Here is a 13127-nt window from a genome sequence, read left to right as displayed (position 1 = left end):
TGTATCCCCTCCTTACAACGCCAAAATACTACCTAAGCCTATAGCTATACATGCACCGATCACAGAACTAAGCACATTGACCAGATCATTACTCATCCAAGTCCAGCCCCGAGCCTGTATTGTAGGCTGTCCACAATGTTCATGAACTTCAACCTCCCGGCCACATACTGTGCAACGATACATCTTTTGCACGGTTGCACCAAGATAGGAATCCGCGAACGCTCCTGCTAGCCCACCAAACAACCCAATCAAGGTCCAGCCAAACCAGCCTGTTTGTTCCAACCCGCTAATCGACGCAAAAACAAATGCAAAGGCACCAATGACAATACCGCCGAGCGCAGCAGCCGAACTCCCTAACACGGAAACGCCTCCCGAGGCTCCGGGGGTTAATATCTTCCATGTAAGTACTGAGCGAGGAGGCTTGCGACTAAGACTTCCGATTTCGGTTGCCCAAGTGTCTGAGGTGACTGTTGCCATAACTCCGATAAAAGCATACAAAAATGATGGATGCGGCATGATCCAATTGGCCAGACATAACAGCATGCCTATACCGCCATTAGCCATCACTTGCCCGGCATCACGATTACCTGTCTTGGCATAAGACTTCTCCATCTCCTGCTTACGGTCTTTGCGAAACCTGGAGAGAAGCGTTGACGTGATAAAAAACAACAGTAGCGTGCCAAACCAGAACAAATTACCTGCCCCGTAATATATCGTACCCATCAGAATTGCGGCGAGGCATCCCGACAGGGTTAGCGATTTCTTTGCATAAGCGGCCCCCGCGACCAGAGAAGCGCACACAGCACCAATAATCCAATCCATAAGTTCTCCTGCACGTGAAATGTATATCGTTCACATGACGTTTATATATTTTTGAATGTTAATTATACCACGGTTTGACACTAAAGCAGAAACTGAACATGCGGCTAGACAAAACCTTATTTATTTTTAAGTTTTACTTCAGGTTTCCGAGTTACAATTGATCTAGCTCAAACTACAAGATTAACTGAACTACTTCTATTCGGTTCATACACACTACAGAAACGAGGACTATACAATGATGAATATGAAAAGAGTTTTTATACTAGGTACTATGATTGTTACCATGTCTTTCGCTGGATCCGCATGGAGTAAATCCACCATTTCTCCTATTCCCGAGCCCAAATGGTCTATTGTCGACCTGGAGAACAGCAATGAGAACGAAGAAGATGAACTGCTAGGTGCACTAAACCAGGCTTCCGAAGAGGAACTGGCAGAGAAGCTGTATCAGGGACATTCACTGCGCACGATCGCAGAGAATAGCGGAGGTGATTTTGCCAAGGCCATTAGCATCCAGATCAAACAGCTTCAGTCACAACTAGATGAGCGCCTTGCCAGTGGAAGTATCAGTTCTAAGCAGCACGCGCTTCAGTCCATGGAGATTGCAGAGTTGATTACAGAAAGTGCAAACAAAACATATATCTAGTTCCCGTTTCATTTCAATCTATAAAAACTTCAAGGCAGCGCAACGCAAAAAAGGAGCGCATAATCACGCTCCTCCTGTTAACACGAATCTAGTTTGATTCTGTTTGCGCTCGGTGGCATAAACCTTATGGATTATAGCGTTGATTCAATTACTCCGCTGCCTTGATCGTACATGCTCCTAATGATTCATCGGCCCATGCCAGCTCAAGCACATCTCCCGGCTGCGCAGCGCCTACTCCTTCAGGTGTACCTGTGAAAATGATATCCCCCGGCCCGAGGCCATAATGACGACCTACATAATCCACAATATCCTGTAAACTGAAGATCATGTTGATGATATTACCTCGCTGAACCTGAACACCATTCTTGGTCAAGGTGAAATCTTTTTCGAGAAGCGCTGCTGCTCCAGGAAATGTCTGAAAAGGCGTGATAGGTGCAGAGTTTTTAAACCCTTTGGCAGCCGTCCACGGGTGTCCCTTTTTCTTAATCACGGTCTGAACATCACGCAACGTAAAATCAATTCCAAACGCATAGGCATCGACCAGTTCATCAACTTGCACTCCCGGCTTGTAATCGTGGCCAATACGAACCACCAATTCAGCCTCATAATGAACTTCGCCTTTAGAAGCTGGCAATTCTAAACTTTCTCCATTCAATGGCACAACCGCATGAGAAGGCTTCATAAAAATCATCGGTTCATCCGGAACGGCGTTACCCAGTTCCTCCGCATGAAGCTTATAGTTTCGTCCTACACAATACACATTACGAATATTCGTCAACATAGAGCTGCAACCACCTTTACTGGATTCATTAATTCGTTCATCGCATCGTTTGTTAGTTCAACTACAGGTTTATGATTAAGGTCTGAAAAAGCGGCTACTCGTCTCCTGAAACGCATCTTCCCAAACATCAGGACGATTCGTACAGATCATCATATCCGGGTCGACAGCAGCAAGCTTTTTCATACTTGCCTTGTCATCTACTGTCCATGCCATCACTCGAATGCCCGCAGCATTCATCCCGTTCATTAATGCTTTGTCCACATTGGTGTATCCGATGGAAAGGAACGTACAATGCATTTGTTTCAACGCTGCGAGCAGGTCTCCTGGTTTAGCATCAATGATGAGACCCGTTTCTAATTCAGGCGCAAGTTTTTTCACTTCAACCAATGCGGATGGCTCAAACGATGTGATGACAACATCATGCTGCATATGTCTTTTTCTAATTTCGTGAATCACCGCTGCAGGCAGACCCGGATACATGTCTCCTTGTGTTTTTAATTCGATGTTTAATCGAACTTTGCCACAGGAACGATCCAAGAGTTCACTCAGGGAAGGTATGCGCTCCCCCGTGTAGTTCTTACCTTTCCAAGACCCAGCATCCAGTTGTTTCAAAACAGACCAATCGGTATCCTTTACTCGCCCCTTACCATTCGTCGTACGCTCCAGTGTGAAATCGTGGATCACTACAGGCACGCCGTCCCGGGATAACTGCACATCCAGTTCCATCCACTGGACTTCCGGTCTCTCCATCGCCGTATTAAATGCGGCCATCGTGTTCTCTGGTGCAATGGAAGAAAAGCCACGATGGGCTACACACAGATTGTTCATCATCATCTCTCCTCAGCAATACACTACTTAGTTAGGTACTACAGTTCCATCTGCATTCACTCGGATACCCGATGACATCTTAGCCATCTGCTCCAGCAGAAGTCGGTTCGCCTCATCAAGCATTGGCACAGCCTGCCCAAGAGCCGCTTCATACGGTATCACTTTCATACTGCATATCGCTTCGCGATTGCAACGCGCCTGAAAGACAGCTGTTTTCCACGTTTCTTCATTCGTCGATTTCGTAAAAATAAAATTCCCCGTACTATATGCAATCCATTTGCCTTTATAGTACTCAAGCCCTTGCAAAACATGGGGATGACCGCCAATAATCAGATCGGCACCCGCATCCACAAATTCGTGCGCAAGCCTCGTTTGATCGGCATTCGGGGTACTTACACGCTCTTCCCCCCAATGCGCAACGACGATAACCAGATCAGCCTTCTTACGGGCCGACTGAATCGCTGAGATCGCTCTTGTGGAGTCATACGCTTCCGCTACGCCTGCCCGATTCCCGTCTGCCTTCCAGCTAGCCACAGGAACAACCCGACTGAACCCAAGCAAGGCAATTTTCATGCCTTTGCGCTCAAAATAGGCAGGTTCATAAGCCTCGGTACCATTCATACCCGCGCCAGCATGTGCGATACCGTAATCATTAAGATACGTTAACGTATCGACCAGCCCTTCCACGCCTTGATCCAGAATGTGATTGTTTGCCAGATTAACGGCGTCAAACCCCGCTGCAGACATCGCTTGCAACGCTTTAGGGGAGGATTTGTAAACATAGGTTTTATCTGCAGCGCCCGTACCACCATGGGTCACTGGGGTCTCTAAATTACCAATCGTTAGATCGTCATTCTGAAACATAGAGCCAAGCTTGGCAAAGGGGTAATCATATCCGTTCTTCTCCAGCAATTCTGCAACTTTTCCGGAAAATTGAATATCGCCGACAAAATGAATGGTGACATCCTTGGATGAATCAGATGTTGAGATTCCCTTATTGCTATCTGCCTTACCCGAGGCTCCTTTTCCAGTAGTGGCAGGTTTTGTTCCCGTTGTCGGCTTATCACCGCCTGCCCCCGAAGTTTCATCGGTACCAGATCCCGAGTTATCTACATCATCATCTGGCTCTGCATTTGGCTTCCCATCTACCGAAGCTGCATCTTTATCCGGTGCTTCAGCTGAATCAGCATCAGACTCGGGCTGGTTCAATGCATCCCCACCCTTATCGTCCACTCCTGAAGGCGGCTCCTGTTGCACGACCTCTGAATTAGCAGGCTGGGACGGTTGTTGTTCACGTGTGTTCAAGAGGTAATATAAGGCGATAAGACCAATAGCTACAATTAATATTACATTTACAATCCTGATTTTTGTATTACGGGTACGTCTTACTTTTTTCTTTTCTGAGCTTCGCTGTGATCTTGGGGGATACATAAGCAACTCCTCTTCTTAACAATAAATCCATATGCATACCATTATATCAAGCATATTCTGGATGTACATCCCTATAAAAAAGGCCGTCCCTTCTGTAGATGTTGCTACATTGGAGACGGCGGATCTATAATTCATAATCTTAGTTCGTCGAACTCAGCTGTGCGGAGGCCTGTATAGACATTTCTTTCGCTTGTCTGATACAGTCCGGTAACCCAACACCCTCATAACCAGCACCTGCAATGTAAACACCCGGAATTTTTTCTCCAAGCTCTTTACGAAGGTTAGCGAGATGCTGAAGATGGCCGACAGGATACTGTGGCATCGATTTACGCAATCTAGTAATCTCGGAGAAGATCGGAGTTGCTTCAATACCCATCGTTTCTCTCAGATCTTTCATGACTAGCTCCGTAAGTGCCTCATCGGGAAGTTCCACATTCTGTTCATCGCCAGAGCGGCCAACATAACAACGAAGCAAGACTTTGTCGTCCGGGCTGGTATGCAACCATTTGGTAGATGTCCACGTGCAGGCCGTAATATTACGTCCCTCTTTTCGTGGCACCAGGAACCCTGAACCGTCGAAGACATGTTCCACTTCTTTTTTCTCAAAAGCCAGAACGACGTTAGCAACAGATACATAATTGATTGCATCCAGCGCCGATGTGTCCACATGCGGTTTTAGAAGCCCAGAAGCCACATAGGTCGGCACAGTGATTACAACGTCATCTGCTTCCAAAAATTGTCCGTTATCGAGTTCAACCCGATATCTGGCGTTCTGTGCATTCACACGCTCCAAGGATTGGGCGGCTGTATTCAAACGCTGATCCACATCATGAAGCTCATGGACAAGCGCATGCACAAGGCTTTGCAACCCCTGACGAAAGTTCAGAAACGCACTCCGTTTGGTGCCTGTATGTGTCTCGGTCGGTTTACGCCCTGTCATCATGCCTCGGATTAAGCTGCCATAATCCCGCTCCACCTCTCCGAACTGCGGGAAGGTTGCTTGTAGGCTGAGCTTTCGCATATCTCCTGCATATATACCCGCCAGAAGCGGCTCAGTCAGGTTTTCCAGCACTTCCGGGCCAAGCCTGCGCTCAATCATATAACCGAGAGATTCATCCTCTGTTGTACGTTTAGGCGGAATTATAAAATCCATCAGTGCTCGCAACTTGCCTGCCGGAGAGACCAGCCCACTTCTCAGAAAAGGTTTCAGTTCTGTCGGGATACCTAACACCAAACCGGCTGGCATGGGATGAAGCTTACCACGCTGCATAATATATGTTTTCTTCGACTCCGGGTTTTGGCTGACGAGTTCATGATCCATCTCCAGTTCCTTTGCCAGATCAATCATCGCTGTTTTGCGAGCCAGGAAAGAGTCAGGGCCTTTCTCGATTACAAATCCGTCCCGATGCAACGTTTCGATCATGCCGCCCATAGACGAACTCTTCTCAAGCAAGGTAATCACAGGTTCAAAACCAGCTTCCCTGTAATGCTTGCGGATATAAAATGCCGCGCTGAGGCCCGTCAGGCCCCCGCCGACAATAACAATACGTCTTTTCTTGTCTTCCATTAGTTATCAGACCCTTGCTGCCATTGGCTAATAATAGAGTCGCTCAATGTCTCCATGTACAACGGGTCACTATTAAGCGAATCGATGCGCATCAATCGCATGTCCATTTCTTTAGCAATCGCTTTGGCTTCAATGTCGAGATCATACAACACTTCCAGATGATCTGAAACAAAGCCAATTGGAGCCACAAGTACATCTTCCACTTGTTCGCGCGAAAGCTCCTGGAGTGTGTCCAGGATGTCTGGGCCGAGCCAAGGCTCAGCAGTTCGTCCAGCACTTTGCCAAGTGAACTGCCAGTTCCCAATCCCCACTCGAGAAGCGATGGCCTCGGAAGTTTCCAGCAATTGATTCGGATAAGGATCTCCCATGTCAACAATGCGGGCGGGCAAACTGTGAGCACTAAACAGTACCTTCACATCTCCGCGTTTCGCTCCCGCTTCCTCGAATGCATCAAGCTTGGCACTTACCCGTGTAGAAAGAGCCTGAATAAGCTTCGGATGCAAATGATAACTTTCGATGAAGGACATCTGGATACCAAGTTCTTCGGCTTTTTCTCGTGCACGTTTGATGTAACTGCCCACACTCATGGTGGAGAAATGAGGCGCAAGCACAATGCCAATAGCGGTCTGAATTCCATCTTTCGCCATCTGTTCCACACCATCCTCAATAAAAGGATAAGCGTGTTTCAATCCTTGATAACAGCGGAATTCGACCTCGCCTCGCCGCTCATCCTTTTGCAACGTCTCCTGAAGGTTTTTCACCTGGTTATCCGTGTTCTCACGTAGCGGGAAAACACCGCCAACAATTGCTTCATAGCGATCTGTCAGCTCTTTCAGTTGTTCCGGCTCAGGCGGACGCCCTCTGCGGATATGCGTATAATACGCCTCAACACTCTCCATATTTTCAGGTGTGCCATATGACATCACCAGTACGCCTACAGTATTAGTCATTACTTACCGTCACTCCCGTCTTCAAAGCTTCTGTTGAATATTCATGAATATATGCTGTCAGTTCTTTTAATTTATCAAGAGAAGCTTCAGGGAACAAACCATGTCCCAGATTGAAAATATAACCCGGGTCCTTGATCCCTTCATCTATGATGACTTTTGCCTGTTCTTTAATTAACTCCATTGGCGCAGTCAGGATGTACGGATCCAGATTACCCTGCACCGCAAATTTACCGCCCAAGCGCCTACGTCCTTCTGATACGGAAACTCTCCAGTCCAGTCCGATAACATTCGCCTGCAAATCCCGCAGAGTTGGCAACAACTCACCCGAGGCCACTCCAGGAAAATAGATTTTCGGTACATTCAAATCGGATAATTCGGTAAAGATACGAGTAATCGTTGGCAGCACGTACGTTTTGAAATCTTTGGGAGAGAGCGCCCCTACCCAGCTGTCAAACAACTGAAATGCCTTACCGCCATTCGCGATATGAGCACGAATATATGTAATGACCATATCACCAAGCTTCTGCATCAGTTTGTGCCACACTTCCGGCTCACTGTACATCATCGTTTTGGTTCGAATATATCCTTTGGAAGGTTGACCTTCAATCAGATAACTTGCAATCGTAAACGGAGCCCCTGCAAATGTAATTAGCGGAACGTCAAGTTCCTTGTCCAGAATGCGAATGGTTTCCAGAATGTGAGACAAGTCCCCTTCCACGTCGATGGGACGAAGACGATCTACATCGGCAGCCGAACGAATAGGGTTATCAATTACCGGACCTATATTTTTCACAATGTCAAAATCAATGCCAAGTGAAGCAACCGGATTCATAATATCGGAGTACAAAATAGCCGCATCCACACCCAGTTTACGTACAGGCATGAGTGTAACTTCAGCCGCCAATTCAGGTTGCTGGCATATCTCAAGCAAGGAGTACTTTTCTTTAATTTTGCGATATTCAGGATCGTAACGTCCAGCCTGACGCATATACCATACCGGCACACGGTCTACTTGCTGTTTGAAACTAGCCCGAATCAGTCGATCATTATAGCTCATGTAAGAAGCCTCCAATAGTTTTTGGACTCATAACTACCATTATGCCCTTTTTAAACAGCCGTAACAACCATATGGGGATGTGTTCCAAGTGACAATACTATGACATTCGTTACACCCCTCATGGATATGCCATTTGTGATATAATAAAAGAATCGCTTTTTTTGAGAATTACAGAAAAATCTTTGAAAGGAAGTGAAAGCACTTTGAAAACGTGGAAAGTTAATCTCATTGTGCTTTGGTTTGGACAATTTTTGGTCAATGCAGGCATGACCATGATCACGCCTTTCCTGTCGCTGTTTCTTGCCAGAGATCTGGGCGTTGTAGGTGAGCACGAAATTGGAATTTGGGCCGGATTTATTTTTGCAGCCAATTTCCTCACCTCGTTTTTGTTCCAGCCGCTCTGGGGCAAGTTGTCGGATAAATACGGACGAAAAATTATGTTGCTTCGCTCGGGCTTCGGTATGGCTGTTGTTATCGCATTGATGGGTCTGGTACAAAACCCTTGGCAACTTCTCTTATTGCGCTTGCTGAACGGAACCATCTCCGGCTTCAACCCTGCAGCTGTCGCTCTGATCTCAGGCACAACCCCAAAGGATCGTATGGGGTTTGCGATGGGGATCAGCCAGTCCGGTCAGGTGGCAGGTACGATCTTGGGTCCACTTATCGGCGGATTGCTTGCAGATGCGGTGGGGTTCCGTCCTATTTTCTACATTACAGGCGGGCTCATCTTTGCAGCTTCTATGCTTGCAATGTTCCTTGTAAGAGAGACGTTTGACCGTGAAAAAGCTGCAAAATTGCCAGATCAATCGGTATTATCCGGATTGAAGGAGCTCAGCAAATCACCTCAGCTACCTGCACTCTTCGCTGTGACGTTCCTGTTGCAATTTGCGATGATCAGTCCGATGTCGCTCTTGCCTATATATGTACAAAAACTGCATGGAACCGCAGTTGACGTGGCGTTCTGGGCAGGTATGGTTGGTGCAGTTACAGGGATATCCAATATGGCGATGTCTCCGGTACTCGGAAAACTCAGTGACCGGATCGGATCACACCGCGTCCTCACTTTTTCACTGATCGGAACCGGACTCATGCTTATTCCGCAAGCTTTTGTGCAAACGGTGTGGCAACTCATTCTTGTTCGCTTTATGATGGGGATATTTATGGGCGGCTTGCTTCCAAGCGTAAATGCGCTAATTAGGGGGTATTCGCCAGATAGTATGATCAGCCGGGCATTCAGCTTTAACACGAGCACACTTGCTCTCGGTAATATGCTGGGCGCAGTCATTGGCGGATTCCTCGCTGGTTTCATCGGTATTGAGGGCCTGTTTATCGTATCCGGCGGCCTACTATTACTCAATATGGTATGGGTCCGATTCAAACTTTACAAAACACCTGTCCGCATTAAAGAATCGAAGACAACCTAAATTTTCTAACGGAAATAAACAGCAAAAGCCGCTTCAGTGCCATGACTGGCCTGAGAGCGGCTTTTCCATTACACTCGTCGTTCGTTGAATTGAATCGGATATTCCTTCACACCAAATACAAAAGCGCTTTGAATCGGTTCCAAGGCCGTTTCAGGAACTAGCTGTATCTGCTCCATACGTTGAAGCAGCGCATGAAGAACAACTCTTGCTTCCAAACGTGCCAGCGGCGCACCCAAGCAAAAATGAATTCCGAACCCGAATCCCATATGTCTGTTGGGTTTACGATCGGACACAAACTCATCTGCACGCTCAAACTGTTCACTATCGCGATTAGCAGCCCCCACCCAGGATATAACCTGTTGACCTGCCTTGATCGCTTTGTCTCTTAGTTCTATATCTTCCCTCGCAACACGTCCAATGGCTACAATCGGCGGATAATAACGTAGCGTCTCTTCTACGGCACTTGCCACCTTGTCGGGATGCTCACGCAACTCCTCTTGCAGTTCGGGTTGTTCAGAGAGAATGCGCACTGCATTTGCAATCAAATTGGTCGTTGTCTCGTTCCCGGCAGCCAGCAGGAGAATGCAAAAATTAACGACTTCTTCCTCCGTTAACTTCTCGCCCTCTATCTCCGCATCTAGTAGCAAAGAGATAAGATCGTCCTGAGGCTTTAAACGACGCTGTTCCATAATGTCTGTGAAATAGGCATATAACTCCTGGATATTCTTCAGCTTTTCCTTCTCCAACTCTTGAAAAGCCTCTTCACTATCATCACGTGCACCCTTCACTAGCACATCAGACCACTCTTTGAATTCACGCCGATCTGTAGCCGGAACACCAATCAGTTCTGCAATAACGATGACGGGTAGTGGCGTTGCAAGATCATCGATCAGGTTCATCCTTCCACCCGACAAGTGTGGAGCCAGCAACTCATCCGTAATGTCCTGAATACGTGGTGCAAGAGCTTCTATCGCCTTGGGCGTAAACGCCTGATTGACCAAGTCACGAAGTTGTTTATGCTTCGGTGGATCTGTGGTTAACATGCTGGTACCGGCACGGTTACGCTCAGAAGAGAACAGCTTCGGATTTTTTAACACATACTGCACATCTTCGTACCGAAACACATCCCAGCATTCACGATGCTCATCATATCGGACTGGAGTGTTCTCACGAAGTTCTGCATACACCTGGAAGGGAGATAATTGTCGCTCCTTGTTGTGCAATTCCCGAATAGGAATGTAATTGGCATATTTTCGGGGCGCTTGTTTCATCGTGTTTCCTCCAATCAATAATATATATTTATTTACATATAAGATTCATATCCATTATAACCACAACTGGATAGCGATTCCAACTATTTCAGCATAAATAAGCCTCTCGTCCCAACGTATGCTACCAACTACCCTTCTAATGTCGAAAAACATTTGTGTTAATTTAAATGACACTAAATAACATTTTCTTCTCTGATTGTCTCACCATTCATCTTTTAATTTGGGAAACACAAAATTTGAATTCAACCATTTTCCCTATTAAACATCTATTTATCTAATGAAATCATTGATTGTAAGCGTTATTTCATTATAATATCATGTTTGTTATATTACCTAACATTAAATAATATTATCTCAATCTACTTACATAAAAAAAACAGAATACCTCACACAAAAATCACTTGAAGGAGTGTGTCAGCATGAAAAAAACATCTAACCTTCGCCCTTGGGCCGTATGGAGCACCGCCGCATTTACCGCATTAACCCTATCTCTGTCCCCGATCGGAACTTATGCCGCTAAGGCAGCTACAGTAGAGGTAAAAGGTACGGTCGGCACGGTTCAGAGCTCCCCAGCCACGCCTACACGTAATACCACCATCCCCGCAGTACCTGAAGCTTCCAAACAATCCACACTTCCTAATGTGCTTGTGATCGGTACAGGCGGAACGATTGCAGGACAATCGGAAGACGCAACCAGCTTCCAGAACTATAAGGCGGGTACACTTCTTATTGCTGATATGGTCAAAGATTTGCCGGACAAACAGAAAATTGCGGATGTGAGCACACTCCAATTCGGCAATTCCGGTTCAGGCTCCTATACAATGTCAGACTTGTACGACTTGTCTCAAACGGTAGATAAGGCGTTAGCTCAGTATGACAGCGTCGTGGTAACAACCGGTACAGATACGATGGAGGAAATCGCTTATTTCCTTGATATGACCGTACAAAGCGATAAACCCGTTATTATCACGGGATCGATGCGACCGTGGACAGTAATCGGCTCTGATGCTCAGGCGAACCTCTACAATGCCATTAAGCTGGCTGGCAGCGGTCGCACGAAATCTTTCGGCACCGTCTTGATGCTGAATGATACCATCCAGCTTGCACGCGGGGTAACCAAGACCAATGACTACCGTACAGATACCTTTGAAACCCCAATGCTTGGAGCTGTGGGTTATATTGATGAAGAGAATATCCGGATCTACCGGGCTCCTGCTCGCGCGATGAAACCGGAAGGCACAGCGAAACCTGCATTTGATCTTAGCAAAATTACCAAAGCCGATCTTGCCAAAGTTGAGATCGCCATCTCGTATCAAGAAGCGGGTGGTGGAGCGATTGAAGGATTTGTGAAGAGTGGAGTGAAAGGCATTGTCACCTCAGGTACAGGGGCAGGCGGAATTTCCAGGGCAATGGGTCAAGCCCGTACGAAGGCTATTGAGGAAGGCGTTATTTTCGTCACGACAACCCGAACTGGTTCAGGCAGCGTGTATGGAGGTGGCAAAGGTATTATTGCCGGGGATAACCTCAGTCCACAGCAAGCACGGATTCTTTTAATGCTCGGACTGTCTTTCAGCGATGATTTTGATACGATTAAAAAATGGTTTGAAACATACGGCACCCCTGAAGTATAAGTCAGTGAAAAATAATTGCCAGATGTAATTGAAAAGGCCAAAGCAGAGGTTCATCCTGCTTTGGCCTTTTTTCCCGTCCTGCTAGCCTTTATAATGAATAATAGCTTACATTCGGAAAGGAACATAACACGTATGGATTACTATTTTCTCGAATCTCAGTATCCCCGTACCGGATTCATCAGCGGAGGTACAACCTTCACTCCCGAAATGGATACCAATTATTCGGCTATAGATTATCCGTTGCCTGATGATACAAAGGCCGAGGTCGAACTTTTTTCATCGGTACGTAGCTTGAAGGTAGACTATTTCGAAACCGTTACAGGTACCCGTGTTGTATCGAACGCTTTCAAAACGCTGTTGGAAGAAACCGGAACGAACGTGCAGTTTATTCCCGCCGTTGTCCGTTATCATAATGACCGCCCCGTTGAAAAGACATACTGGATCGCACATCTCCTGAAACAAGTGGATTGCTTCGATTATGAAAGGTCGGAATACGGACGAAAAGCGGTCATTGCCGCTTCGGTGCACCAGCCACCACGTAAACTTGTCAAAGTGATTTCCAAACTTGTTCTTGATCCGGGCAAAATCGGCGGGCACCACTTCTTCATGCTGGCACATGTACAACTACTGAAACCGATCATCTCAAGTGAATTGTACGACACATGCAAAAAGCATACATTAAAACTGCATGTCGCTACGATATAGTTTGACATTTAAATTAG

At 46.5% G+C, this 13127-nt stretch carries 12 protein-coding genes; 4 read left to right on the top strand and 8 right to left on the bottom strand.

Annotated elements, in window-relative coordinates; translation table 11 throughout:
- Window positions 1-12 precede the first annotated feature (12 nt).
- A complete protein-coding gene (locus tag M3629_RS02765; RefSeq protein ID WP_251502794.1) occupies window positions 13-822 on the bottom strand; it encodes a DUF92 domain-containing protein in 810 nt (269 codons plus the stop codon).
- 235 nt (window positions 823-1057) lie between these two features.
- On the opposite strand from M3629_RS02765, the gene M3629_RS02760 reads away from it, so the two are divergent.
- Complete coding sequence (locus tag M3629_RS02760; RefSeq protein ID WP_251502793.1) at window positions 1058-1465, top strand: hypothetical protein; 408 nt, start codon at window positions 1058-1060, stop codon at window positions 1463-1465.
- A 148-nt stretch (window positions 1466-1613) separates the two neighbouring features.
- Here M3629_RS02760 and M3629_RS02755 read toward each other — a convergent pair whose 3' ends face one another.
- From M3629_RS02755 to hemE, 6 genes are all read right to left on the bottom strand, one after another.
- Window positions 1614-2246, bottom strand: coding sequence for a fumarylacetoacetate hydrolase family protein (locus M3629_RS02755; RefSeq protein WP_251502792.1), 633 nt, complete (start codon window positions 2244-2246; stop codon window positions 1614-1616).
- 75 nt (window positions 2247-2321) lie between these two features.
- The gene (locus M3629_RS02750) at window positions 2322-3074 is read right to left on the bottom strand and encodes a glycerophosphodiester phosphodiesterase (RefSeq protein WP_251504485.1); all 753 of its coding nucleotides are present in this window, start codon (window positions 3072-3074) and stop codon (window positions 2322-2324) included.
- 27 nt (window positions 3075-3101) lie between these two features.
- On the bottom strand, window positions 3102-4505 hold the full coding sequence (locus M3629_RS02745) for a CapA family protein (RefSeq protein ID WP_251502791.1): 1404 nt from the start codon (window positions 4503-4505) through the stop codon (window positions 3102-3104).
- A 139-nt stretch (window positions 4506-4644) separates the two neighbouring features.
- Entirely contained in the window at window positions 4645-6072 is a 1428-nt protein-coding gene (hemY, locus tag M3629_RS02740) for a protoporphyrinogen oxidase (protein WP_154960054.1), read from the bottom strand.
- Window positions 6072-7022, bottom strand: coding sequence for a ferrochelatase (gene hemH / locus M3629_RS02735; RefSeq protein WP_154960053.1), 951 nt, complete (start codon window positions 7020-7022; stop codon window positions 6072-6074). Before hemH ends, hemY begins: the two co-directional genes overlap by 1 nt.
- Window positions 7015-8079: a uroporphyrinogen decarboxylase gene (gene hemE, locus M3629_RS02730; RefSeq protein ID WP_251502790.1), complete on the bottom strand. Its 1065-nt coding sequence runs from the start codon at window positions 8077-8079 to the stop codon at window positions 7015-7017. Before hemE ends, hemH begins: the two co-directional genes overlap by 8 nt.
- A gap of 203 nt (window positions 8080-8282) precedes the next feature.
- Between hemE and M3629_RS02725 the strand changes: the two genes are divergently transcribed.
- Window positions 8283-9503 carry an MFS transporter gene (locus M3629_RS02725; RefSeq protein WP_090924706.1) on the top strand — a complete coding sequence of 407 codons (1221 nt, stop codon included), beginning with the start codon at window positions 8283-8285 and terminating at the stop codon, window positions 9501-9503.
- 68 nt (window positions 9504-9571) lie between these two features.
- Here the strand turns inward: M3629_RS02725 and M3629_RS02720 are convergent, their stop codons facing one another.
- On the bottom strand, window positions 9572-10774 hold the full coding sequence (locus tag M3629_RS02720; protein WP_251502789.1) for a cytochrome P450: 1203 nt from the start codon (window positions 10772-10774) through the stop codon (window positions 9572-9574).
- A gap of 419 nt (window positions 10775-11193) precedes the next feature.
- Between M3629_RS02720 and M3629_RS02715 the strand changes: the two genes are divergently transcribed.
- The gene (locus M3629_RS02715; RefSeq protein WP_251502788.1) at window positions 11194-12405 is read left to right on the top strand and encodes an asparaginase; all 1212 of its coding nucleotides are present in this window, start codon (window positions 11194-11196) and stop codon (window positions 12403-12405) included.
- Between the two features lie 132 nt (window positions 12406-12537).
- Window positions 12538-13110: an imm11 family protein gene (locus M3629_RS02710; protein WP_251502787.1), complete on the top strand. Its 573-nt coding sequence runs from the start codon at window positions 12538-12540 to the stop codon at window positions 13108-13110.
- Window positions 13111-13127: the final 17 nt, after the last annotated feature.

The organism is Paenibacillus polysaccharolyticus, assembly GCF_023714295.1.
GTDB lineage: Bacteria > Bacillota > Bacilli > Paenibacillales > Paenibacillaceae > Paenibacillus > Paenibacillus polysaccharolyticus_A.
Note: the sequence above shows the minus strand (reverse complement) of the source record. Positions and strands in the feature narration are given on the sequence as shown.